Here is a 25,185-nt window from a genome sequence, read left to right on the forward strand (position 1 = left end):
TAGTGATCACCTAAACTTCCGTATTCAATAAGACTTCTTCAAAACTAAGGCTTAATTCAGGATGATTTTGATTTTGATCTTCCTGATTACGCTGCTGATCATGCTGTTTGGAATGTCCATGCTGCTGATTATCCCTGCCTGAAAAGCGCTCCTGCTGGGACTGCTGCTGAGTAATTTCCACTCGTTCGACTTGAATATTTTGGGCGCTCAAGGCTTGCTTGAGTCCTTGCAACTGTGTTTCAAGCGCATCCTTTGCCACTGCGGTAGACGTGAGGATTTTAGCAACTATCGACTGCTCTTTCTGAATCAATTCAATCCGCAGTGCACCGAGATGTTCAGGGTATAACTTAATGAATAGCTTTTGTGTGCCCGCGCCTTTAGTAAACTGGCTTTTAGCAAGAAGCGATTCAAATTGCTGCAGCAGCTGCTCAGCAGAAACCGGACGGCCGTTTTGGCTCAGCGTCATCGCGAGTTGCTCGGGCCTCGAAATCTGTTGAAATATAAACGGTGATGCCTGGACGCTTTCCTGTTTTACTGGGGCTGCTGCCTGGACAGCATCCTGCTTGGTTGCAGCCGTTCCTTTTTGATCAACAGCTGACTCTGTTAAAGAAATATTTTTTTCACTTTTCTGGTTTAGCTCTGCCGCAAGCTGGGTAAAGAAGCTTTTAAGCATTTCTGTTCTATTATCCTGTTGCTTGGCATTCTTTATTAAAGCTGTCACATTTACAGAAGATTGTGCTGCATTTGTCCGCAATAACTGGTCCAGCTTCGCGGTGATTTCTTTTAAAAGCCTGTCTTCTGTCTGGCTTTGAGCAGAGGAATCCTGCTTGGATAACAGATCAAATAGTTTCACCGCTTTAGCGAGCAGGACAAAATCGTTATTGACGTTAGCAGGCAATTCATCGTTTTTTGATGACAACATAGCAAGCATTGCCGAAGCGATGGCGCTGATCTCGCTGCTTTCTTGCTTGTCCCCGACGGCCGGTTCGGATTGTTCAGTTTGTCCAGTCAACGTATTTAAGCTGCTTGCTTTTACAAGAAAATCGTGAACAAGCGATTGCCACTTCTCATCAGTAAGCCCGAGAAACTGTTTGACGATATCCAAAATATCTGAACCGGAAAAAAGTTTATCCAGCATCAGCAATCCGTCTTGCAATTCTGCCAAATCAGTCGTCTTTAGGAATTCCGCGAGCTCCGATAATTCTTCGTTTTTAAATCCTGAAAGCTCCGGCTTTGCTGATTCTGCTTTAATCGCCAGCTGACTGCTGAGCAATCCGGGAAAAATGCCAGCCGGTTCTGTATTACCCTGCTGCAGTTGGTTGACGGTCCCGGAAGAAGCAATCGTATTGATCATTCCAAGTGCGCTTAACTCCATTTTTTTCACCTCCTTCCAATTATTCGTTCTCCCCGGCCGACTCGTTTGTCAAAAGTCCGGTGAATTTCGCAGCATCCTCGGGAGACATATTCTCCATCATGGCAGCTAACGTTTCTGCTTTGATATTGGTTAATATCTTCAACGCTTCCGCATCGCTCATTTTCGATATAATCGGGGCCGCCTTCTTTGCGGACATCGTCTCATACGTACGGACAATATCTTTAAAGGCACGCTTATTTTCCTCCTGAATCGCGGTCAATTCATCAATTTGTAGCTCAAGCTGTCCCTTTTCAAGTTGAAGCCTTTCGATCTCCTGATCCTTGTTTCCCATTTTCGTTTCAATCTGATCCAGCTCTGCTTCCTTGTCTTTGACTTCAGCCTCCAGATCGATCATTTCTTTTTCAATCTCTTCTGTCGAAGGCTCCTTTTTACTTTCCACCCATCCGGAAACAACGGGGATTTTTTCAGCGATTTCTTTTGATTTTTCAAAGACGTTAACGCCCGAAAATGTCATCACGATGAGAGCAACTGCGACAGCAAAGATTAACGGAATTAAGAAAGCCATTAAGAACCATTGAAAACGGTTATATTTCTTTTCTTCTTTTTGTTCCACTGCTTTGTCCATCATTCCACCTAACTTCCCCGGTTCATAAATTGCTGAATCGAGATATCGTCCATCTGTTTTCCCTCGGTGTATTTAATTTCTTCTCTAAAATGGTGAAAATCTTTTTCTTTTATTTTTTCATATTTCTTAACTTCGATATTTTTTTCCATCAGCTTTTCTTGAAAAAATGACATTTGTTTTCTTGTGTTTATCACCATTTTTTGATAATAGTCGATCGTTTTATCTAAATTCCCAAGAAAAAGCTGGTGATGCCTGATTTCCTGAACGGGAAGCCCGGCAACTAGCCTGGATGATTGATAGGCTTCCATATCTTCCTTCTTTTTTAAAAGGTCATACAGCTTTTCGGCCGCTGCTTCAAACTTTTTGACTGCCTCGTGATAGATCGAAAGCGCCTCATCCTTTTCCCGTTCCTTTAAGTTTAGGATCTTATCAAATTTGAACTGATAATGCATCTGGCTACTCCCCTTCATCCATTAATCGGAATAAGGCCTGGACACTTTCCTCCATCGACACTTTTTCATGTGTTCCTTGCTTTAAAAACGACAGGATTTTTGGGTAAAGCTGGATCGCTGTGTCAATTTCCTTTGAGGAACCCTTTTTATAAGCTCCGATATTAATTAAATCCTCTGAATTTATATAAGTGCTCAAGGCTTCCCTGAGACTTTCTGCCGCTTTGACATGCGGTTCCGGGACGATATAATTCATAATCCGGCTGATGCTTTTTAATACATCCACTGCCGGAAACTGCCCTTTATTGGCGAGGTTCCTGTCCAGCACAAAATGTCCGTCAAGAATTCCCCTGACGCTATCGGCAATCGGCTCATTCATGTCATCGCCATCAACGAGCACCGTGTAAAACGATGTGATTGAACCATGCTGATTCGTACCGGTCCGTTCAAGCAGCTTTGGCAACACGGCGAAGACGGATGGCGTATAACCCTTTGTTGTTGGCGGTTCACCAACTGCGAGCCCAATCTCGCGCTGCGCCATAGCCACCCTTGTGACAGAATCCATCATCAGCATCACCTTTAAACCTTTATCCCGGAAGTATTCAGCGATAGCGGTTGCGGTGAACGCACCCTTTATCCGCATAAGAGCCGGTTGATCGGAAGTAGCAACGACGACAATTGACTTTTTCAGCCCTTCAGGTCCAAGATCACGCTCAATGAATTCTCTAACTTCGCGGCCTCGTTCCCCGATCAGGCCGATCACGTTTAAATCCGCGGTTGTATTCCTGGCGATCATGCCAAGAAGGGTGCTTTTCCCAACTCCGCTTCCGGCGAAGATGCCAATACGCTGGCCTGTCCCGACTGTCAGCAGGCTGTCGATCATTCTAACGCCAACATCAATTGCTTCATTGATAGGCGGCCTGCTCATTGGATTGGGCGGTGCCTGTTCAGTCGGTACAGCCGTCAGTCCCTTTGTAAGCGCTGATCCATCCAACGGCATTCCGAGCGAATCGATTACACTTCCGACAAGGCTGGCACCGACTTTTATTTCGAGCGGTTTCAGCGTTGCTTCGACAAGGCTCCCGGGTGATATGTCCTGGACCGTTGTATACGGCATCAATATGACATTTTCTTCTCTAAAGCCGACAACTTCCGCCTGAATGACTTTTTTCCTGTTGTTGCCGACATGTATATAGCAAAGATCACCAATTGAGCTTTGGGGCCCCTGGGATTCGATCATTAACCCAACTACCCGCTTTACCCTTCCATATCGCTTAAATGAATCGAGTTCGCCAATATGGTCGATTAAGTCGGCAGCCTTCTTCATCATTCACCCTCCAACAGCTCGACAAGCTTTTGTTTTATTTCAAGAAGCTGACTGTCAACACTGGCGTCTATGCGGCCATTCGCTGACTCGATCAAACAGCTTTCCTCGCTCAAGTCATCGTCAGGAAAAATATAAAAATTGGTTTCCTTAGGGAAAAGCGCCAGCAATTCGTCTTTATGCGACAACAAGTTTTGATAATGGAGCGGGTTGACATGAAGCTCTACATCACGGGCATCCCTTGCCTGTTTAACCGCTTGTTTGACGATCCCGATAAACTCCTCTTCATGATCGCTAATTGTTTTGCCGAGAATTTTTTCAGCTACTTTAATACCGAGTTCCAGAATCGTTCGTTCGGATGATTCGACCCTTTGCTGATAATCGGCTTTCGATACTTCGACAAGTTCTGCAGCAAAATGAATCGATTCGCGATATTCTGCAAATCCTTTTTCCCTGCCCTCACGGAGACCTTGTTCGTAGCCTTGCTGGACAGCCTGCTCAGTAATAAGCTGCTTCTCCTCCTGCCAATCGTTTTTTTGCTTGTCCATTTCTTCCTGAATGAATCTGGCCTCGGCACGGGCGGCAGCAAGCAATTTCTGAGCCTGTTCCGCAGCATCGGCAAGCAACGCTCGTTTTTCTGCTTCGATTGCAGTATCAGGTGCAAGGATTATTCCCTGCTCACTTCTGTTAAGCGTGCGAATTGAAATTACTTTTTTCTCGTTCAATTCCGCAGTTCGATGGGATTTAATAAGCCTAGACAATAATATCATCTCCCCCGCCGCGAGCGACGACGATTTCTCCGCTTTCTTCTAATCGGCGGATATTGGCAACAATTCTTGATTGTGCTTCCTCAACATCCCGGAGGCGGACAGGACCCATAAATTCCATCTCGTCTTTAAAGGATTCAACCATTCGTGTCGACATATTTTTAAAGACGATTTCTTTCACTTCATCACTGGATACCTTTAACGCAAGCATGAGATCCTCGTTTTCACAATCGCGGATAACTCTTTGAATTGCACGGTTGTCCAGTGTAACAATATCTTCAAAGACAAACATTCTTTTCTTAATCTCTTCTGCAAGTTCTGGATCCTGGATTTCGAGCGCATCGAGAATCGTTCGTTCGGTTGCTCTGTCAACACCGTTAAGAACTTCAACAACCGCTTCAATCCCGCCTGTCTGCGTATAATCCTGCGTCACTGTTGCCGACAGCTTCCTTTCGAGAATCTGTTCCACTTCATTGATGATCTCCGGTGACGTGCTGTCCATAACGGCAATCCTTCTTGCTACATCCGCTTGCATTTCCTGCGGCAGTTCGGAAAGAATTTGTCCTGCCTGCGGAGCATCCAAATAGGAAAGGATGAGTGAAATCGTTTGGGGATGCTCGTTTTGAATAAAATTTAAGATTTGGCCAGGATCTGCTTTTCTCGCAAAATCAAAAGGCCTTACTTGTAAAGAGGATGTCAGCCGGTTAATGATAACCGCTGCTTGCTCAGATCCAAGCGCTTTTTCGAGAACCGTCTTGGCGTAACCTATTCCACCCTGGGAAATATAATCCTGGGCAAGCGCAATATTGTGAAATTCTTCTAAAATTTCTTCTTTTGCACGGGATTCCACTTTACGGACACTCGAGATTTCCAGTGTGAGTTTTTCAATCTCCTCTTCACTTAAATGCTTATATACAGAGGCTGAAACATCAGGACCGAGGGAAATGAGGAGAATGGCTGCCTTTTGCTTCCCGGTTAGTTCTTTTTGTTCTTTTTTCGCCATTGGTGTCCCCCCTAATCTTCAGCAATCCATGACCGTAAAAGCTTTGCGAAATCTTCCGGTTTTTCTTTTGCCATTTTTTCGAGCTGTTTTCTCTTCAAGCTGCTTTCCGTTTCCTGTTCTTCGTTTACATCCGGCACATTAGGAGCAATGATTTCTTCGATGACGAGTTCTTCTTCCTCTTCACGCTTTCTTTTTGAACGAATAAACAAGAAGACTAAGACCGCGATAATTACCAGCAATACACCGCCTACAACAAAAATCCACCAAGGAAGTCCTGGTTGTGCGTCGCCTTCGAAATCTATTTTTCCGTTAAACGGCTGAACCGAGACCATTACCTTCTGATTTATTAACTCGTCTGTTAATTCAGGCTGTGCGGCATCTTTATTAATCGTGGTCCGGACGATCGTCCCTAAGATTTGGGTAATATCGTCAACCCTGTCCTGTGGAAGTGAATTCGGATCATCCGCAACCGGCGGTTCAACCATTACTTGAATGCCCAGGTCTCTCACTTTATATGGAGATTCGACAATTTCCTTGCGAATTCTGTTTACTTCGTTATTGATCGTTTCCTCGACCCGCTCATAATCTCCATTCGCACCTTGCCCCGCCAGGTATTGGGTTCCACCCACATCTGCCGGGTCTTCTCCCTGGAGAACTCCGCCTGCCTGGTCACCGTTTCCGGTAAAAGTTTCGGTCAATCGCTGGGCACTGATCGCGATTCCTTCCATATTTTCCTCATCAACAGGAGCTACGAGGTTTTCTTCGCGATTTTCCTGGGTGAAGTCTATATCAGCAGTAACAGAAACAACTACTTTATCTTGTCCCATCAGCGTTCCAAGCATATTTTGCACCTGGCGCTGAACGTCCCTTTCGATCTGTTTTTTAATCTCATGCTGGGATGCAAAAGATGCCCCTGAAGAATTTTTTTCATTATTTAAATCAAAATACTCAAAAAACTGATTCATAATGACGATATTATCAGTGGGAAGATTTGGAACGCTTTTTGCAACTAAATGATAAAGAGATTCGATTTGAGCTTCTTCAAACTGATAGCCCGGTTTAGTGTTTAACACGATAGAAGCTGAAGCAGCGTCGGCCTGGTCAGAAACAAATATTCCTTTTTCGGGGAGATTGATCATAACCTTAGCATCTTTAACACCGTCAATCCCCTTCATCAGATCGGCTAATTCTGTCTGCATTGCGTCAAGCTTTAATACATCAAATTCATTTTCAGTCATGCCGATCCCGGCGTTCTGGCTGAAAAATGAATAATCAATGTTACCTGATTTTGGTATCCCTTCTGCCGCAAGTTCGACTTTAAGCGTATCCACCGATTCTTCGGGCACACGGATAGTCGTTCCTCCGTCGGAAATTTCCGACTGAATTCCCCTGGCATCCAGGCTTTCTTTAATCGCGCCTGTCTCGGAAGGGGAAAGGTTGCTGTAAAGCGGAACAAGAGTAGTCCTTGTTGCAAGGACAGATACGGCTATCGCTAAAATCACAATAAATAGAAGCGAGCCAAAAAATAAGTATCTTTGTTTCTTTGTTCTGCTGCTCCAGTAATCTTTTATTTTATTTATTCTTTGCTGAAACGATTCGTTCATCTTTGTTCCCCCGGTTATTCTGTCTAGGCGTAGGCAGCTAATAACCGCTACTTTAAAAGTTCCTAGCTTGTATGACTATTAAACTTGCATTCTCATTATTTCCTGGTATGCTTCAATCGCTTTGTTTCTTATTTCCATGGTCAACTGCAAAGAAACACTGGCTTTTTGTGATTCAATCATCACTTGATGCAAGTCAACGTTCTCACCTTTTGCCAGTTTTTCGGTCAATATATCTGACTTTTGTTGCGCTTCATTTACTTTTTCAATCGACTCCTTTAAAATCGCCGAAAAATTTTGCTGCGCTTCATACGGGGTATATGTACGGTTTACTGTCTCCTGCGGCTTTAAAATATGGGCTGCAGAAGGAAAAGAAACACTCTCCATTTAGTTCTCTCCTTATTTCCCGATTTCGAGGGCTTTCATCATCATTCCTTTTGAAGCATTAAAGACCGTTACATTTGCTTCGTAAGATCTGGTTGCACCAATTAAATCAACCATTTCGCGAAGCGGATCAACATTCGGCATTGCTACATAGCCTTCTTCGTTTGCATCCGGATGCTCAGGATCAAAAACCATTTTAAAAGGAGTTTCATCTTCAACAATTCGCGAGACGTTGACGCCATTTCCAACCGATTTCTGGTCAGCTTTACTCATTGCCATGTTTAAAAAGGAAGAAAATCCGCCTTGCTTTGGCTCCATGACAACCATTTTCCGCTGATATGGCTGCCATTCTCCATTCACCACCGCGGCCCTCGTTGAATCAACATTTGCCATGTTGGATGAAATGACATCCATTCTTAAGCGTTGGGCAGTAAGCGCTGAAGAAGTTGTATTCATACTATGGAACATCGACATGCTTATTTGCCCCCTCTTATCACGTTTTGCAGCGTTGAAAACTTCCCGTTAATTCGTTCAGTCACCGCATTATAATAAATTTGATTAGTCGCCAGATCGGACATTTCCTTGTCCAGGTCCACGCTGTTTCCGTTATGGTTATATTGGACGTTTTGCCTTGTCGAAACAGCTGCATTCGTTTGCGGTCGTTGTTTAAAGTCATAGTGCCGTCCATCGCTTCTGTATGCATGGATCGATTGGTCGACAGCCTGCTGAAGGGTTGCTTTGAAACTGGCATCTTTCGCTTTGTAATTTGGCGTATCTACGTTGGCAATATTTTGCGAAATAACCTTTTGTTTTAAAGATGAGTAATTCAAAGCACTTTCCAGTGTCGAAATTGTATTGGAAAATAAACTCATTTCGTGCACCTCTACTAGCGAATTTTTGCTGATTATGGCGAATTATGTATAATCATATTTTTAATTGTAAAGAAACTGAAATAATATGTCTATGTTAAAAAGGTTAATTTTTATCGGACTAAATACCCATTTTCGACATTTTCTTAAAATCGCTTGAAATCACAGAAAAAAATAATGACTTAATTTTATTGTTTTCATATTGGTAAATGTTAAAAAAACAACGAAACTATGTTTATTTTATTATAATTTTCCAATTTAGTTATAGGTATTTTAACCTATTTAATAGTGGTAATTGTTGGTGTGATTTTTCCTGTTTGTCACTATTTGCAAAATAGAAATGCAACAAATGTAACACTTGCGCAATAATATTGTCGACAAGCGCGGTTGCATGAAAAAAAGCCGGCCCACGGAATAGGTCTTCCGCGGGCCGGCTTTTTTAGCTATTATTAATTTGATTTCAATTTTTCCAACTCAAGCAAGAATTTGTTGTTCAATACTTTAATATAGGTTCCTTTCATACCGAGTGAACGGGATTCAATCACTCCGGCACTTTCAAGCTTGCGGAGCGCGTTAACGATCACTGAGCGGGTAATCCCGACACGGTCGGCAATTTTCGAAGCGACAAGCAATCCTTCGCTGCCATTTAATTCTTCAAAAATATGCTCAATTGCTTCGAGTTCACTGTAGGATAGAGAGCTGATTGCCATTTGGACAACTGCTTTGCTGCGCGCTTCTTCCTCAATTTCTTCCGCTTTTTCACGAAGGATTTCCATCCCAACAACTGTTGCGCCATATTCCGCTAAAATGAGATCATCATCATGGAATTGTTCCTGCAATCTTGCCAAAATTAATGTTCCAAGACGCTCTCCGCCACCAATGATCGGAACAATTGTTGTTAAACCGGTTCTGAACAAGTCACGGTTTTCGACTGGAAATGCCGTATATTGACTTTCGACATCCAGATTTGAAGAGGTTTCTTGTACGTTGAATAAGTTGTTTGTGTACTCTTCCGGGAACTGGCGGTCTTCAAGCATTTTTTTCATGCGCTCATTTTCAATTTGCTGGTTAATCGCAAAACCGAGCAGCTTGCCTCGGCGGCTGACCACGAAAATATTGGCTTCGATGACTTCGCTTAACGTTTCCGACATTTCTTTAAAATTTACCGGTTTTCCTGCTGCTCTTTGTAGCATTGCATTAATCTTTCTTGTTTTTGTTAATAAGTCCATTGTTTCTTCCTCCTATTGCTTCCAACAATCATTATTTATTTTTTTAGAATCGACTGCGCGGCTGACCTCTTTTTTGAAAGCCATTTGCTTGATATGTCTCCTACCCTATCTTAAATCAATTAAACGATAGTTGCTACAGGATAAACTGGCTTAAATCCTTATCCCGTGAGATAGGCCCGAGCTTCTCCTCGACATACTGGGGAGTGATTGTCACCTTTTCCATCGTGATGTCGGGCGCCTCAAATGAAAGATCCTCAAGCAATTTTTCCAATATCGTATGCAATCTTCTTGCACCAATATTATCGGTATTTTGATTTACTTCAAAAGCAACCTCCGCAATCCTACGAATAGCATCGTCAGAAAATTCTATTTGTATACCCTCTGTTGCTAATAGCGCTTCATATTGTTTGATAAGTGCATTGTCCGGTTCGACGAGAATCTTATAAAAATCGTCTACATTCAGCTTTGTAAGCTCGACGCGAATCGGAAAACGTCCTTGAAGTTCGGGAATAAGGTCTGATGGTTTAGCGGTATGAAACGCCCCTGCTGCGATAAAGAGTACATGATCTGTTTTGACAGAGCCATATTTAGTCATGACAGTCGATCCTTCAACGATCGGTAAAATATCCCGTTGAACCCCTTCCCTTGATACATCGGCAGACGATCCCCCGGTGTTTTTGCTTGCAATCTTATCGATTTCGTCAATGAAGATGATACCGCCTTGTTCAGCCTTAAAAATCGCATCTGACGTAACTTCGTCCATATCAATCAGCTTCTGGGCCTCTTCATTGGTTAACACCTTGCGCGCTTCCCGAACAGTCAGCTTTCTCTTTTTGCGGCGCTTTGGCATTAAGCTGCTGAGGGCGTCCTGCATATTCATGCCCATTTGTTCCATACCCGAGCCCTGCAGCATATCAAACATTGATGGTTGCTGTTCATCGACCTCTACTGTGATCATTTCATTTTCAAGCTCTCCCAAAGCCAGCTTATCACGGATAATTTTTCTGCGCTCGTGCACATTCTGGTCTTCGGATGACTGGCTTTCTTGCTCAGCCTGCTCATTCCCGCCACCGAACAGCATTTCCAGCGGATTTTTATAGCTAGTTGCTTTTTTTGCAGATGGAACAAGGAGTTCGATCAAACGCCGGTTAGCATTTTCTTCAGCGCGTTCTTTCACACTGAGCATTTTTTCTTCTTTTACTAAACGGACAGATGTCTCCATCAAGTCCCTTACCATGGATTCAACATCTCGCCCAACATAGCCGACTTCAGTAAATTTCGTTGCTTCGACTTTAATAAACGGAGCGCCGACAAGCTTCGCGATCCGGCGGGCAATTTCTGTCTTTCCGACCCCGGTCGGACCGATCATCAAAATATTTTTCGGAATAATTTCATCGCGCAGCTTATCATCGAGCAAACTGCGGCGATAGCGATTCCTTAGCGCAACAGCTACCGCTTTTTTCGCATCTTTTTGGCCAATGATATATTGATTCAGCCTATCGACAATTTGCCGGGGTGTTAAATTCGTGGATTTTGACATGGTAAAGCTCTCCCTCCCTTTATAGCTCTTCTACGATGATATTATGGTTCGTATAAACACAAATTTCCGCGGCTATTTCCAGAGATGACCTGGCTATCTCCCGGGCAGAAAGGTGATCACCCGCATATTTCTTCAAGGATCTTCCCGCTGCCAGGGCATAATTTCCGCCCGAACCGATCGCAAGGATTCCGTCATCCGGCTCTATCACTTCACCCGTTCCGGAAATGAGGAGAAGATCGCTTTCATTCATGACGATCAGCATCGCCTCCAACCTTCTTAGCACCTTATCGCTTCGCCATTGCTTCGCAAGCTCGACTGCTGCACGCTGCAGATTTCCGTTAAATTCCTCAAGCTTTCCTTCGAACATTTCAAACAATGTAAAAGCATCTGCGACCGAGCCGGCGAAACCGGCTATCACCTTACCATTGAACAGCTTTCGGACTTTTTTGGCTGTGTGTTTCATCACTACAGCGTTTCCAAATGTAACTTGTCCGTCACCCGCCATTGCACATTTCCCTTGATGTTGAACGGCAAAAATCGTTGTTGCGTGAAATTGTGACATGATATAATCCTCCCCTTTGGAGTCTATGCCCTTGGATGATGGGACATATACGTTTTTCGCAAGTATTCATTTGTTACATGAGTATATACCTGGGTCGATGATAAGAAAGCGTGCCCAAGCAGTTCCTGCACTGTCCGCATATCAGCACCATTGCTTAATAAATGCGTAGCAAAGCTGTGGCGGAGCATATGGGGATGAATCTTTCCCGTCAAAGCCGATTTTTCAATCAAAGTATTCAGAATCTCGCGGACTCCCCTGGCAGTCAGCGGGCCTCCGCGAAAGTTAACAAACAAATTGTCATGGGGAGCCCGCCCGGACTGAAGCTTGTGCCTGCCGTCCTGTATGTAAATCGACAGGGCATCGTGTGCAAAACTTCCAAATGGAACATATCTTTCTTTATGTCCCTTTCCGTGCACCAGTACCGTTGACACCGCCATGTCGACGTCTTTCAATTTGATTTGGCAGCATTCGCTGACGCGAATCCCGGTCCCGTATAACAGTTCAAGCAGCGCTTTATTCCGCTGGCCAAGGGAGCTTGAATCGTCACAGGCCTTGAAAAGTTCAGCCATTTCTTCTTCATAAAAAAAATCGGGAAGCCGTTTCTCTGCTTTGGGAATCGATACAAGCGAGAAAGGATTCTCTTTAACAAGCTTTTCCCTTAATAAAAATTTATAAAAGCTTCTTAGACTCGAAATCTTTCTGGCAACAGACTTTCTCGCCAACTTTCTTTCATACAGTTTGGTTAAATAAATCCTGACATCAACATATGTAACCTGTTCAAGCGCCGGGATGGCTTGTTCAGACATGAACAAAGAAAAATCTGCAATATCCAGTTTATAATGCTCAACTGTATATTGTGAGTAATTTTTCTCGACTTGTAAATATTCAATAAATAACTTTAATAAAACGTTCACATTCTTTTGCAAAAAGGCTCACCTCACAAGGGCTACTAAATCGTATCACAAATGAATAGCTCATGCAATATAATTTACAAATTTTTCACAAAGTTCTGAATTGTTCTTAATGCTCTGTCGGCATACTGCTCATTGCGCTCTTTTTTTGCTTTTATCTTCGCTGCCAGTTCCGGGAACAAGCCGAAGTTGGCATTCATGGGCTGAAAATTATCCGGATTGGCGGTCGTAATGTACCGCGCCATGCTTCCGATTGCCGTTTCATGTGGGAGTTCAACCGGGTCTTTTCCGTTCACATATCTTGCCGCATTTATTCCCGCAACCAGCCCGCTTGCCGCCGATTCTACATAGCCTTCTACCCCGGTCATTTGGCCGGCGAAAAATAAATCTGCACGGTTTTTAAACTGGTACGTTGCATTTAATACTTTCGGGGAGTTAATAAATGTGTTTCTATGCATTACCCCGTAGCGGACAATTTCCGCATTTTCAAGCCCTGGAATTAAACGGATTACCTCTTTTTGCGGCCCCCATTTTAAATGGGTTTGGAAACCGACAATGTTATAAAGTGTCCCTGCTCCGTCATCCTGCCTTAATTGGACAACGGCAAATGGCCGCTTCCCTGTTTTAGGATCTTCGAGGCCAACCGGCTTCATTGGGCCGAATAGCATCGTCTTTTTCCCCCTCGAAGCCATGACCTCAATCGGCATGCACCCTTCAAAGAAGATTTCTTTTTCGAATTCCCGTAACGGCACCGTTTCCGCTCCGATCAGCCCTTCATAAAAACGGTCGAATTCCTCTTCATTCATCGGGCAATTTAAGTAAGCCGCTTCGCCTTTGTCATAGCGTGATTTCAAGTAAACTTTATCCATATCAATACTGTCTTTTTCGATGATTGGCGCTGCCGCATCATAGAAATATAAATCATCTTCCCCTGTTAAGCTCCTCAGCTGTTCAGATAGAGCCTTGCTTGTCAGCGGTCCAGTTGCAATGATGGTCGGGCCTTCGGGGATTTCAGTTACTTCCTCATTCATGACGATTACATTTTCATGTTTCTTTACTCGTTCGGTTACTTTAGCAGCAAACTCATGGCGGTCAACGGCAAGCGCACCTCCAGCTGGAACCGCACATTCATCCGCCGAGCTGATGATAACGGAATCGAGCATTCTCATTTCTTCTTTTAATACCCCGACCGCGTTAGTTAATGTATTAGCCCTTAATGAATTGCTGCAAACCAATTCAGCAAATTTATCTGTATGATGGGCCGGAGTCTGCTTCACGGGCCTCATTTCATAAAGGCGCACCTTTATTCCACGCTTGGCAAGCTGCCAGGCCGCCTCACTCCCTGCCAGGCCCGCACCGATCACATTTACTGCTTTAGTCATGTTTTCTAAACCTCCAAATTCACTTATGCGCGATTTATCGTACCATATGGACAGAAACTTTCCTAATATAAGGCGATACCATCAAGATTCATCATGTTCACTGACACGATCAGCCACATTCAGTATCGATTATACTATACGTTTTTGGAAACTGATAAGTTTCATGATTCCAACTGAGATCGCAAAGCCTGAATTTTACAAGCACAACAGAAAAGAGTGGACACTGCGCCCACCCTTACTGTTGCTGTTCTTCTTTATAATCACATTCAATACATTGCACCTGAACGCCTTTTTTCAGCTTCTTTTCAACAAGCAAATGGTCGCATTTTGGACAGTTGCGCGGCAGTGGCTTATCCCATGAAATAAAGTCGCATTCCGGAAAGCGGTCACAGCCATAAAAAATTCTCCGCTTTTTGCTTTTTCTTTCTATTATATTACCTTCTTTACACTTCGGACACTTTACACCGATATCTTTGACAATCGGCTTTGTATTGCGGCAATCAGGGAAATTGCTGCACGCCATAAATTTGCCATAGCGGCCCATCTTGAAAACCATTGGACTGCCGCAGTTTTCACAATCCTCTCCGGCAGGCTCATCTTTTATTTCGATTTTTTCCATTTCCTGCTCAGCTTTTTCAAGATGTTTGGCAAAATCGGAATAGAAATCGTCAATAATATCAACCCATTTTATTTTTCCGTCTTCGACATCATCAAGATCTTGCTCCATTTTCGCAGTAAATTCAACGTCGAGAATTTCCGGGAAAAACTCGAGAATCAATTCAAGCACGATTTCACCAAGCTCGGTCGGGATAAAGCGTTTATTGTCGAGAGCGACATATCCCCTTTTTTGGATTGTGTCCAGGGTTGGAGCATAGGTGGACGGGCGGCCGATTCCCAATTCTTCAAGGGTTCTCACAAGCCTTGCTTCCGTATAGCGCGGCGGCGGCTGGGTGAAATGCTGTTTCGAATCAAGATCCTTTTTCAACACTTCATCGCCTTCTCGTAAGTCCGGAAGCATATTATCCCGCTCTTCCGTTTGATCATCGGATCCTTCTACATATACTTTCATGAATCCGGCGAATTTTACTTTAGACCCGGTTGCCCGAAACGTTACATCACCATTTTTCAAATCTACACTCATCGTATCCATAACAGCCGGTGCCATCTGGCTTGCGACAAAGCGGTCCCAGATCAGTTTGTACAGGCGAAGCTGGTCACGCGATAAATATTCTTTTAATTCACCAGGTCCACGCAGTGTGCTTGTCGGGCGGACCGCCTCGTGCGCATCCTGTGCATTTGTCTGTTTTTTTTCTTTTCGTTTTTCTGTGGCAAGATATTCCTTGCCGAAAGCGTGTTCAATATATTGGGCTGCCTCAGCTTGCGCAAGCTCTGAAACACGTGTCGAGTCGGTTCTCATATAGGTGATTAATCCGACCGTGCCTTCTTTTCCGAGGTCAATCCCTTCATAAAGCTGCTGGGCGAGCATCATCGTCTTCTTTGCCCTGAAATTCAGTTTCCTGGCAGCTTCCTGCTGCAGAGATGAAGTAGTGAATGGAAGTGCCGGGTTGCGCCTCCGCTCTTTTTTCACGACAGAAACGACTTTGAACTTGTTTCCCTTCATCTTGCTTAAAACATTCTTTACATCCGCTTCGGATGTTAATTCGAGCTTTTTGCCATCTACCCCGTAAAAGGATGCTTCAAACATATCCTTGCCTTTTAAAAACTCGCCGCCAATTGTCCAATATTCTTCAGGGACAAAGTCTTTGATTTCCTTCTCGCGATCAATAATCAGCCTGACTGCAACGGATTGAACCCGGCCGGCACTAAGCCCTTTTTTCACTTTTTTCCATAGTAAAGGGCTGATGTTGTAACCGACCAGCCGGTCTAAAATTCGGCGCGCCTGCTGGGCGTCAACAAGGTCCATGTTAATCGGCCTCGGGTGTTTAAAGGATTCCTTAATGGCATCCTTTGTGATTTCATTGAAGACAACCCGGCAATCCGATGCGACATCGACATCAAGGCTGTGCGCCAAATGCCAGGCAATGGCCTCCCCCTCGCGATCAGGGTCAGCCGCTAAATATATTTTCTTCGCTTTTTTAGCAGCGCTTTTTAATTCTTTCAAAACCGGTCCTTTTCCACGGATCGTAATGTACTTTGGCTCAAATTGGTTCTCTATATTTACACCCATTTGACTCTTGGGCAAATCGCGCACATGCCCCATGGATGCTCTAACTTTATATTTTTTCCCTAAATATTTTTCTATCGTTTTAGCCTTGGCTGGCGATTCAACGATTACTAAAAACTCTGACATCCACTAGTCCTCCTTGAGAGGGGATTGATAAATTATCTATATTATTGTGTAAAATGGTCTTGTTGTCAAAACAGTTTTGTTCTTAGACAACTAATTTTAGATGAAAAAGTTAAAAAATCGCTCAACAACTATTTTACAAACACCTGTTGCAAAATGTATAACAGATTTGAAATAATTTCAAGCTTTTTGAAGAATTATTTTCAAAGCCGAGAAAATTTATTAAAAAAATGAACGGTTTTTACAGCATATAACGGCATCGCTAAAATAATTCGTAAACTTGTCATGACTTGAACTCTTCGAGTATATCATCCGCTGTTTTCACAAGCTTGGCTCCCTGCTGGATTAAGTCATTTGTCCCCGCAGAATTAGGACTGAGAATGCTTCCGGGAACCGCAAAAACTTCCCTTCCCTCATTCACTGCAAAGTTTGCTGTAATCAGCGAACCGCTCTTTCTTTTCGCTTCAACAATTAAAGTGCCATGTGAAAGACCGCTAATGATCCGGTTTCGATGAGGAAAATGCCAGCGTGCAGGCTTTGTATTAGGAGGATGCTCGGAGACAATAAGCTGGGATTTCATCATTTCCAAAGCAAGAGGCTGGTTTTCTTTCGGATATATATGATACACGCCCCCGCCAATCACTCCAATCGTACTTCCTCCGTTTTTCATTGCTGCCGAATGAGCTAAAGTATCCACTCCTTTAGCAAGTCCGCTCACAATCGTGATGCCCTTGTTAATTAACGGTGGAAATAAGCTGTGAATCGCCTTTCTTCCATACTCTGTGATTTCCCGTGAACCAACTACGGCCAATAATTTTTTTGCATTTAGGAGCGCAGGATTGCCTTTAATATATAAAATCCAGGGCGGTTGGTAAATTTCTTTTAAAAGCAGGGGATATTCTGTATCAAATAAGGTAATCGCATGGATATTGTTTTCACGATAGCGGTGAATTTGTTCAAGGATGGCATTGGAATGGAGGTCGGTTAACGCTTGGTTGAAATCGGGGGTGGGAAGATGTAGATATTTGTTGCTGTGCCATGCTAAATCATAAATAGATTTCAAATCGGGATCTGTTTTCAGTAAGCGGTAAATGTGCGTCCAGCTGATGCCGCGGCAATGGTGCAAATGGATAAGCTTTAATTTAAAATCATCCATTAATAAACCTCCTAAAGTTGTCATAAATATGAGAAATAGTCCCTCTAAAAGAGGGACTTGAAAGATGAATAAAACTAAATTGCGCGGGCTGTTAGTACGCCGTTGCAACCAGAATGCATGCAACTACAGGCAGGCGAAGACCTAATGGGTTTTACATTGGTCATAAAGGCCTTTTTCCTGAAGAACCTTGATCAAAGTTTCACCCATCACTGACGGAGTTTCTGCCACCTGGATTCCACATTCGTTCATGACGCGGATTTTCTCATCAGCAGTACCTTTTCCGCCGGAAATAATCGCACCTGCATGGCCCATCCGTTTGCCCGGCGGTGCTGTGCGGCCGCCAATAAAGCCGACGACAGGCTTTGTCATATTGGCTTTCACCCATTGTGCCGCTTCTTCTTCGGCTGTTCCGCCGATTTCACCGATCATAATAACTGCATATGTTTCCGGGTCTTCATTGAAAGCTTTTAACACATCAATAAAGTTCGTGCCATTGACAGGGTCTCCGCCAATCCCCACAGCAGTCGATTGTCCAATACCTGCCTGGGACAGCTGGTGAACAGCTTCATACGTTAACGTTCCTGAACGGGAAACAACGCCGACATGCCCTTTTGTATGAATATAGCCGGGCATGATCCCGATTTTACACTCATCTGGAGTAATAACTCCGGGACAGTTCGGTCCGACAAGTCGAGTTTTTCTGCCTTCCATATACCTTTTTACTTTAACCATATCAAGGACAGGAATATGCTCGGTAATACAAATAACTAAATCAAGCTCTGCATCAACCGCTTCTAAAATGGCATCAGCTGCAAACGGTGCTGGTACATAAATAACGGAAGCATTTGCACCTGTTGCCTTAACGGCCTGATCAACCGTATTGTATACCGGCACACCCTCGACTTCGCTGCCTCCCTTCCCGGGAGTAACACCGCCAACGATATTTGTCCCATATTCCAGCATTTGTTTTGTATGAAAAAGGGCTGTTGAACCAGTGATTCCCTGCACAATGACTTTAGTATCTTTATTTATAAATACGCTCAACTTTCATTCTCCTTTCTTCCCGTTATACTAATGAAACGATTTTTTGTGCGCCATCAGCCATCGATTCAGCTGCAATGATATTCAAGCCGGATTCATTCAGAATCTGCTTTCCTAAATCAACATTTGTTCCTTCCAACCGAACAACCAGAGGAACTTCTAAACCTACTTGCTTTGCAGCTTCAACTACACCTGACGCAATAATGTCACATTTCATGATTCCGCCGAAGATATTGACGAAAATACCTTTTACGTTTGGATCAGAAAGGATAATTTTGAAAGCTTCCGTTACCTTTTCGGCAGTCGCGCCACCCCCGACATCAAGGAAGTTGGCCGGGTCTCCGCCATAATGCTTGACAATATCCATCGTTGCCATTGCCAGCCCTGCCCCGTTAACCATGCAGCCGATATTTCCATCAAGGGAAATATAGCTAAGATCGTATTTGGAGGCTTCGATTTCTTTTGGATCTTCTTCTTCAAGATCGCGGTATTCCAAAATATCTTTTTGACGGTATAAAGCATTTGCATCAAAGTTTAATTTTGCATCGAGCGCCATAACTTTTCCGTCACCTGTTACAACAAGCGGGTTTATTTCAGCAATGGAGCAATCCTTTTCGACAAAAGCTTGGTAGAGCCCCATCATAAATTTAACGGCCTGGCCAACAAGCTCGTTAGGAATGTTAATATTAAAGGCAATGCGACGCGCCTGGAATGCGGTTAAGCCGACAACAGGGTCGATTTCCTCCTTGAAAATTTTCTCGGGAGTTCTCTCCGCTACTTCTTCGATTTCAGTGCCGCCCTCTTCAGATGCCATTAACACGACTCTCGAAGTAGCACGGTCCAATACTAGACCAATATAGTACTCTTTCTTAATATCACAGCCTTCTTCTATCAGCAAACGCTTAACTTCTTTGCCCTCGGGACCTGTTTGGTGTGTCACCAGTGTTTTCCCTAAAATTTCGTTCGCGTATGTACGGACTTCCTCCAGGTTCTTCGCTACTTTAACGCCGCCGGCTTTTCCGCGTCCACCGGCATGGATTTGCGCTTTAACAACACAAACAGCAGTGCCAAGTTCTTCTGCCGCTTTTACGGCTTCTTCTACTGTAAAAGCAACCTTTCCATTCGGAACCGATACCCCGTATTTTCTGAGGACTTCCTTACCCTGGTACTCATGTATATTCATTTCCATCCTCCTTTGATCTGGCAGCTGCGCTGGTCAAGACGCTCTGCTTCAAATTTACAAAAATTAGACTGCGCTTTCATTTTATTAAATGACACATACCTTGTCTAGCATTATGGCAAAAATATTATATGTCTTTTTAAAATTCGGAAAATACGAACCTTTATCAGAAAGCAATCTACTATTCTGGCAAAAAGAAATTTTTCTAATATAATCTTGAGGTTTAAGTGCGTTCGACAAAAAAATCGAACCATTTTTGGTTCGATTTTTTATTTTCCGGCTGCGCGGTCTGTCCGGTAAATGAAGGCAAATACTTCGGCGACAGCACCGTAAAGCTGTTCGGGGATTCGCTCATTTATATCAAGTTCGCTTAAAAGCTCGACAAGGCTTGGGTCTTCCTGGACCGGCACATTATTTTCCTTTGCTTTTTCAAGAATATTTTCAGCAATCTTGCCTTTTCCTTTTGCCAATACCTTTGGAGCGTCGTGCTTGCTTTGATCGTAACCAAGCGCAATCGCAGCCGTTCTGACATATTTCCCGTTATTTTTCATATTCTCACATCGACCCCTTTATATTGCTGCGGATCATAAACAGGACCGACTTTTTTTGAAAATAACGACCCGTCTGTTTTGGCCGGCTGTTCGAATTGAATCGAAGACAGCTGGTAGTCAAGCTCCTGAAGCTTTGTCTTCAATGGCTGGATAAACGGCTGCGCCAGCTCCCTTAGGCCGGATGTGCTGTTTATAATTGAAATATTTAAGACCCTGTTTTGGACCTGCATATCAACGATCGTTTCGTCCAAGTGCTCTAACTGCAAGTAAAATAACACCCTGCAAAAATTCGGGTCAATCGTCCCGTCTTCGTTATTTCTTCCACTCCATTGCATCGTTAAGTCCGTCGTTCTGTCCCAAAAAGAAATCGGCACCTGAACGACAAATTGCTGGAGGGGGCCGGCTTCCTGTGCCAGCACCTGCAAGCCGGTGATCCGGTTTAATACTTGTTCAGCAGCCTCCTTAGCAGCCGTGGGTGACTGTTCATTTAAAAATTGTAAAAGCAGCGGCTTTAAAGATTCTATTTTTTCGCGGCTTAGCTGATTCGGATTTTTCAGCCATTCTGTCAGCTCATATTCGTGGCCAAAGCCAATTGTCCGAATTAGATCCTTCAGCTGGCGGACAATATTGTCCCCCTCTTCCCAATTTGGCAATTTGTGTCCAATCGTGGTTGTTATTTGCTCGATTAAGTTCTTTTCTTGTATTGAAAAAGGTAATGGCTGCTCATTTATATCAGTGCTGAGCAGCGCGCTAAGCTGTTCGCGACCTGTTTGGATTTTGTTCACTTCGGAGAAAACGGCTAAAATATCTGCTGCTTTAACAGCGTCTCGCTGTTCAGCAGTTTGGATAAAGGTATCGAGAATATTCCTGATTAAACCGGCATGATTTTTCATGGTTTGCTGGCCCTGGGAAAGGTGCTCGCTTACAAGATTCTGCAGCCTGACTGACTGGGGACTCGTATCTAGCGGCTTCTTCTCGCCGGCAGCCAGTTTTTCAAGCTGCGCAACAACTTCGTGGACCGCTTGTGAATGATTAGCCTCCAGATTTCGATAAAGATCACTAAGCAATGCTATCGTTCTTTGCAGGAATCGACTTTGCCCAGCCAGAATAGGCTTTTTTGAAAAATCAGCAAGCCCTGTTTCGATTACTTCCTGCTCGGTTGCTGGGGCCGGAAAGATACCAACCGCCTGCAAAATTTTGAAGGCTGGTGAACTATCACTTTTCGCATGAAGCCACTCTTTGCCAACCAACTCGAGTCCGGCTGCTGCCGTTTTTTCTTTTAGGTTCGAAACGAGTTGAGTAAGGATGGACTTCAACTGTTGGCTGACTTGAGTAGGCTGTGTATTTTCCAATTCGTCTGCCAGCTTGTGCAAGATTGAATGAAGCGATTCATTTTTTTGAATGGAGGTTAGGGCGGTAAAAACTCCTTTTACGAAAGGCAGCTCCTTCACGACCATTTGTTTGAGCGTTTCAAGCCCGTCATCAAAACTTTTCGAGTCTTTTATCCATAGGGCTGCGCTGTTTAGGACTTCTTTTGTGATTGGCAGCTGCTCCTTCAAAAAGAAGCGGACGATCTCGATGTTTTCTTTTGTTGCCGGAAGTGACAAACTGTTTAAGATTCCTTCCAGCGTTGCTGGAGACCGTCCCCCCGAATCTAATCCAGGCAGCAAAACCTTTAAATGTACTTTCCCTTCACCGGGCTGGACCTGAAACCAATAGCGATCATTGGCAGATAGCGGGGCTTCAAGCTGGGCAATCACTTTTTGTGTACCGATCAGGACTTCGGCTGTCTGGTTCGGAAAAAGTTTTATCAACTTCCCCTGGACGATTTGTCCGGGCTTAAAGCTTGTCGATTTATGTGCGGATAGTGTTTCCTGCCTCAACAACGACTGAATCAAATTTGCCGGTTCCATGCCGCCACCCCTTTCTTCTTATTTCCAGTCCCTTACGGGTGCAAAGCTTTTTCGATGATATGGAGAAATTCCGTATGTTTGGATCGCTTCGAGATGTTCCTTTGTACCGTATCCCATATTTTTTGAAAAATGGTAGTGGGGATATTGTATGCTCGCCTCTTTCATAAGCCTGTCTCTATACACTTTCGCGACAATCGAGGCTGCTGCGATTGTCATACTGCTGCCATCGCCTTTAATAATTGCCTCATATGGATACGGAGTTTCGAGTTTTACCGCATCAATCAACAAATAATCCGGCTTCGGATTTAATTGAGCGACTGCGGACAGCATCGCCTTTTTCGTCGCTTCGTATATGTTAATCCGATCTATTTCCTCCGCTTCAATTCTTCCTATCCCGATATTCACTGCATACGAGCGGATATATTCATCATATTCCTCTCTTTTTTGCTCCGTCAGCTTTTTCGAATCATCGATACCGGGCAAATAAAAATCGTCCGGCAATATGACGGCTGCTGCCACCACAGGGCCGGCAAGCGGACCTCTGCCAACCTCGTCAATCCCGGCAATCAATTGAAAACCTTCGCTATGTATTCTTTTTTCATGTTGACTCATTAAGGCGAATTTTTTCTGGGCGAGTTTTTTTTGTTCTTCAAGCCGGAGCCATTTTGCTAATAACACTTGAACACCAGCCCGATCATCCTCTTTCAGATGATTGATGAAAGTTCTTGGCGGTCTCTTCAGGTGAAATAGCTTCTTCTCGATCTCAGCTATTGTAAGGTTCTTCATAAACGACTCCTTCAATCGTGTTACTTTATGTATCGGATTTATCAAGACTTTATTTATAGTAAGTGAAATCCGCTTTGTAGCGCAAAGCCATTATATGGAATCTTTTACATCTTCATTAAACAAAGGCCCCTTTTCAGAGGCCTTTGTCGTGTCGATTATCATCTTTTTTCTCAAGCAATTGTTCAGGCCTTTCAAATGTCAGCGGACCGAGTCGTTCTGTCCTGATTTCCCTGATTACGAGCTCGCAAACCTTGTCATAGTCCACTTCGCCGCCACCCGTCAAACAGCCTCTGAACCTGCCGATTTCATGGAGCAGCTCGACGACATCCTCAGGGATTGTTTCAAGCTGAAACCGATCCTTTAACCGGTATGGATAGGATTTTTCTAAAAAGCGCAAAGCATAAATCGCGATATCGTGCATATTGAGGATTGTATCCTTAATCGCACCGGTTACTGCGAGCTTCAGACCTACTTCCTGATCCTCAAATTTGGGCCAGAGAATCCCGGGAGTATCGAGAAGCTCCAGCTCTTTACCGACCTTAATCCATTGCTGCGCTTTTGTTACGCCCGGTGTATTGCCGGTTCTGGCGATATTTTTCTTGGCAAGCCGATTAATAAGCGTCGATTTCCCGGCATTGGGAATCCCGACAATCATTGCCCGAATTGCTCTTGGCTTTTTAACGCCTTTCGCTCTCATCCGCTCAAACTTTTCATTGAGCGCCTCTTTCGAAGCAGACACAATCTCTTTCATGCCTGTCCCCGCCTGGGAGTTAATCGCAAGCGCCGTGACTCCCTGGTCTCCGAAAAATTGAATCCATTCCCTTGTAACAGAAGGATCAGCCATATCCGCTTTATTCAAAAGAACAAGCCTTGGCTTATGCTGAATGATTTCATCAATCATTGGATTTCGGGAGGAATACGGGATACGTGCATCCACCAGTTCATACACAATGTCAATCAGCTTAAGCTTTTCTGTGACTTCCCTGCGAGCCTTGGCCATATGGCCTGGAAACCATTGGATCGTCAAAGCAGCCACCCCCCTACAGTCTATTTCACAATACGCACGTCTTCTATCGGCCAATAGACGATGTCTGTGTTACCGAGTACTTTTTCCATTGGCACTGTTCCGATATGGCGGCTGTCTTTGCTAAATCGGCGATTGTCGCCCATCACAAATAAATGCCCTTCGGGAACCGTTTCCTGGCCGATTTTTTCTTCGAGTGTAAATGGATCCGTCAACGGGCCGTCAATGACCTGCTGCTTATAAGTATCCAAATAAGGCTCTTCATACGGTTCACCATTTATATAGAGAGTATCCTCCCTATATTCTACCCGATCACCGGGCAGCCCTATCACTCTTTTTATGTAATCTTTATTTTCCGGAGCATGAAAAACAATAATATCAAACCGTTCAGGCTCTCCCCACTGATAGCTGAATTTGTTGACAATCATCCTGTCCTGATCATGAAGTGTCGGCATCATCGACAAACCGTCAACTACAATCGGAGCAAACAAGAAATACCGGATTACGGCAGCAAGTGCAACTGCAATAAGCAGAGCCTTTGTCCATTCCCAAAATTCGTTTTTTTGCTTTGTCATTAGTTCTCCACCATTCCTGCACCTTAAAATATAACTACATAGCTTTATTTTACAAAAGATTCCTCAAATAAACACGAATCAATCTTTTTTTATAATGATTTATCATTGATATGGAGCTAAAAGCCTATGAAAAAGGAGCTTGATCGACCAAGCTCCTTTCATCATACTATTATCGGATTTCTTTAATACGAGCTTTTTTACCACGCAGGTTGCGCAAGTAGTAAAGTTTTGCACGGCGTACTTTACCGCGGCGAATAACTTCAAGCTTCGCAATTTTTGGTGTGTGAACAGGGAATGTACGCTCGACACCTACACCGTAAGAAACTTTACGTACTGTAAATGTTTCGCTGATTCCGCCACCACGACGCTTAATCACTACACCTTCGAAAAGCTGGACACGTTCGCGAGTTCCCTCGATAACTTTTACGTGCACGCGCACAGTATCACCGGGACGGAACGCTGGCAGATCAGAACGAAGCTGAGCTTTTGTGATTTCTTCGATTAATTGTTGCATCGTTTTCAACTCCTCCCACAGATGCTCTTGCACGACTTTCTATGCCTGCAGCGGAACACCGTTATCCAGACCGTGGACATATTTTCATGCCCAAGTCACAAAAAATATCATAACAC

Annotated in this window: 25 protein-coding genes; all 25 read right to left on the reverse strand. The window is 43.9% G+C overall.

What is annotated here, in order from left to right:
• Window positions 1–10: 10 nt before the first annotated feature.
• On the reverse strand, window positions 11–1,375 hold the full coding sequence (locus CVD23_RS02400) for a flagellar hook-length control protein FliK (RefSeq protein ID WP_101665078.1): 1,365 nt from the start codon (window positions 1,373–1,375) through the stop codon (window positions 11–13).
• 19 nt (window positions 1,376–1,394) lie between these two features.
• Entirely contained in the window at window positions 1,395–2,000 is a 606-nt protein-coding gene (locus CVD23_RS02405; protein ID WP_101665079.1) for a MotE family protein, read from the reverse strand.
• A gap of 8 nt (window positions 2,001–2,008) precedes the next feature.
• Entirely contained in the window at window positions 2,009–2,452 is a 444-nt protein-coding gene (gene fliJ / locus CVD23_RS02410; RefSeq protein WP_101576621.1) for a flagellar export protein FliJ, read from the reverse strand.
• A gap of 4 nt (window positions 2,453–2,456) precedes the next feature.
• Window positions 2,457–3,776 (reverse strand): flagellar protein export ATPase FliI, encoded by a 1,320-nt coding sequence (fliI, locus tag CVD23_RS02415; protein ID WP_101665080.1) that lies wholly within the window; start codon window positions 3,774–3,776, stop codon window positions 2,457–2,459.
• The gene (fliH, locus tag CVD23_RS02420) at window positions 3,776–4,543 is read right to left on the reverse strand and encodes a flagellar assembly protein FliH (protein WP_257987885.1); all 768 of its coding nucleotides are present in this window, start codon (window positions 4,541–4,543) and stop codon (window positions 3,776–3,778) included. The genes fliI and fliH overlap by 1 nt, the downstream gene beginning before the upstream one ends.
• Window positions 4,527–5,543, reverse strand: coding sequence for a flagellar motor switch protein FliG (fliG, locus tag CVD23_RS02425; RefSeq protein WP_101576618.1), 1,017 nt, complete (start codon window positions 5,541–5,543; stop codon window positions 4,527–4,529). The genes fliH and fliG overlap by 17 nt, the downstream gene beginning before the upstream one ends.
• Before the next feature lie 11 nt (window positions 5,544–5,554).
• Window positions 5,555–7,147, reverse strand: coding sequence for a flagellar basal-body MS-ring/collar protein FliF (fliF, locus tag CVD23_RS02430; protein WP_101665082.1), 1,593 nt, complete (start codon window positions 7,145–7,147; stop codon window positions 5,555–5,557).
• Between the two features lie 78 nt (window positions 7,148–7,225).
• A complete protein-coding gene (gene fliE, locus CVD23_RS02435) occupies window positions 7,226–7,531 on the reverse strand; it encodes a flagellar hook-basal body complex protein FliE (protein ID WP_101576616.1) in 306 nt (101 codons plus the stop codon).
• Window positions 7,532–7,543: 12 nt separating this feature from the next.
• On the reverse strand, window positions 7,544–8,002 hold the full coding sequence (gene flgC, locus CVD23_RS02440; RefSeq protein WP_101576615.1) for a flagellar basal body rod protein FlgC: 459 nt from the start codon (window positions 8,000–8,002) through the stop codon (window positions 7,544–7,546).
• Between the two features lie 2 nt (window positions 8,003–8,004).
• The gene (gene flgB / locus CVD23_RS02445; RefSeq protein WP_101576614.1) at window positions 8,005–8,400 is read right to left on the reverse strand and encodes a flagellar basal body rod protein FlgB; all 396 of its coding nucleotides are present in this window, start codon (window positions 8,398–8,400) and stop codon (window positions 8,005–8,007) included.
• 446 nt (window positions 8,401–8,846) lie between these two features.
• Window positions 8,847–9,626: a GTP-sensing pleiotropic transcriptional regulator CodY gene (gene codY / locus CVD23_RS02450; protein WP_101576613.1), complete on the reverse strand. Its 780-nt coding sequence runs from the start codon at window positions 9,624–9,626 to the stop codon at window positions 8,847–8,849.
• A 133-nt stretch (window positions 9,627–9,759) separates the two neighbouring features.
• A complete protein-coding gene (gene hslU / locus CVD23_RS02455) occupies window positions 9,760–11,166 on the reverse strand; it encodes an HslU--HslV peptidase ATPase subunit (RefSeq protein ID WP_101665083.1) in 1,407 nt (468 codons plus the stop codon).
• A 19-nt stretch (window positions 11,167–11,185) separates the two neighbouring features.
• A complete protein-coding gene (gene hslV, locus CVD23_RS02460; RefSeq protein WP_101576611.1) occupies window positions 11,186–11,728 on the reverse strand; it encodes an ATP-dependent protease subunit HslV in 543 nt (180 codons plus the stop codon).
• Between the two features lie 23 nt (window positions 11,729–11,751).
• The gene (xerC, locus tag CVD23_RS02465; protein ID WP_101665084.1) at window positions 11,752–12,654 is read right to left on the reverse strand and encodes a tyrosine recombinase XerC; all 903 of its coding nucleotides are present in this window, start codon (window positions 12,652–12,654) and stop codon (window positions 11,752–11,754) included.
• 62 nt (window positions 12,655–12,716) lie between these two features.
• Window positions 12,717–14,021, reverse strand: coding sequence for an FADH(2)-oxidizing methylenetetrahydrofolate--tRNA-(uracil(54)-C(5))-methyltransferase TrmFO (gene trmFO, locus CVD23_RS02470; RefSeq protein WP_101665085.1), 1,305 nt, complete (start codon window positions 14,019–14,021; stop codon window positions 12,717–12,719).
• A 235-nt stretch (window positions 14,022–14,256) separates the two neighbouring features.
• Window positions 14,257–16,332, reverse strand: a complete 2,076-nt coding sequence (gene topA, locus CVD23_RS02475) for a type I DNA topoisomerase (protein WP_101665086.1) — start codon at window positions 16,330–16,332, stop codon at window positions 14,257–14,259.
• Window positions 16,333–16,612: 280 nt separating this feature from the next.
• Window positions 16,613–17,485 carry a DNA-processing protein DprA gene (gene dprA, locus CVD23_RS02480; protein WP_101665087.1) on the reverse strand — a complete coding sequence of 291 codons (873 nt, stop codon included), beginning with the start codon at window positions 17,483–17,485 and terminating at the stop codon, window positions 16,613–16,615.
• 141 nt (window positions 17,486–17,626) lie between these two features.
• Window positions 17,627–18,529, reverse strand: coding sequence for a succinate--CoA ligase subunit alpha (gene sucD, locus CVD23_RS02485; RefSeq protein ID WP_101665088.1), 903 nt, complete (start codon window positions 18,527–18,529; stop codon window positions 17,627–17,629).
• Window positions 18,530–18,551: 22 nt separating this feature from the next.
• Window positions 18,552–19,709: an ADP-forming succinate--CoA ligase subunit beta gene (sucC, locus tag CVD23_RS02490; RefSeq protein WP_101665089.1), complete on the reverse strand. Its 1,158-nt coding sequence runs from the start codon at window positions 19,707–19,709 to the stop codon at window positions 18,552–18,554.
• Between the two features lie 266 nt (window positions 19,710–19,975).
• The gene (locus CVD23_RS02495; RefSeq protein ID WP_101576604.1) at window positions 19,976–20,257 is read right to left on the reverse strand and encodes an EscU/YscU/HrcU family type III secretion system export apparatus switch protein; all 282 of its coding nucleotides are present in this window, start codon (window positions 20,255–20,257) and stop codon (window positions 19,976–19,978) included.
• Window positions 20,254–22,170: a hypothetical protein gene (locus tag CVD23_RS02500; RefSeq protein ID WP_101665090.1), complete on the reverse strand. Its 1,917-nt coding sequence runs from the start codon at window positions 22,168–22,170 to the stop codon at window positions 20,254–20,256. Before CVD23_RS02500 ends, CVD23_RS02495 begins: the two co-directional genes overlap by 4 nt.
• An 18-nt stretch (window positions 22,171–22,188) precedes the next feature.
• On the reverse strand, window positions 22,189–22,956 hold the full coding sequence (locus tag CVD23_RS02505; protein ID WP_101665091.1) for a ribonuclease HII: 768 nt from the start codon (window positions 22,954–22,956) through the stop codon (window positions 22,189–22,191).
• Window positions 22,957–23,089: 133 nt separating this feature from the next.
• Window positions 23,090–23,983: a ribosome biogenesis GTPase YlqF gene (ylqF, locus tag CVD23_RS02510; RefSeq protein ID WP_101665092.1), complete on the reverse strand. Its 894-nt coding sequence runs from the start codon at window positions 23,981–23,983 to the stop codon at window positions 23,090–23,092.
• 20 nt (window positions 23,984–24,003) lie between these two features.
• Window positions 24,004–24,555, reverse strand: coding sequence for a signal peptidase I (lepB, locus tag CVD23_RS02515; RefSeq protein ID WP_101576600.1), 552 nt, complete (start codon window positions 24,553–24,555; stop codon window positions 24,004–24,006).
• A gap of 169 nt (window positions 24,556–24,724) precedes the next feature.
• On the reverse strand, window positions 24,725–25,069 hold the full coding sequence (gene rplS / locus CVD23_RS02520) for a 50S ribosomal protein L19 (RefSeq protein ID WP_101576599.1): 345 nt from the start codon (window positions 25,067–25,069) through the stop codon (window positions 24,725–24,727).
• Window positions 25,070–25,185: the final 116 nt, after the last annotated feature.

It is taken from the genome of Bacillus sp. V33-4, from assembly GCF_002860225.1.
Lineage (GTDB): Bacteria > Bacillota > Bacilli > Bacillales > Cytobacillaceae > Bacillus_BJ > Bacillus_BJ canaveralius.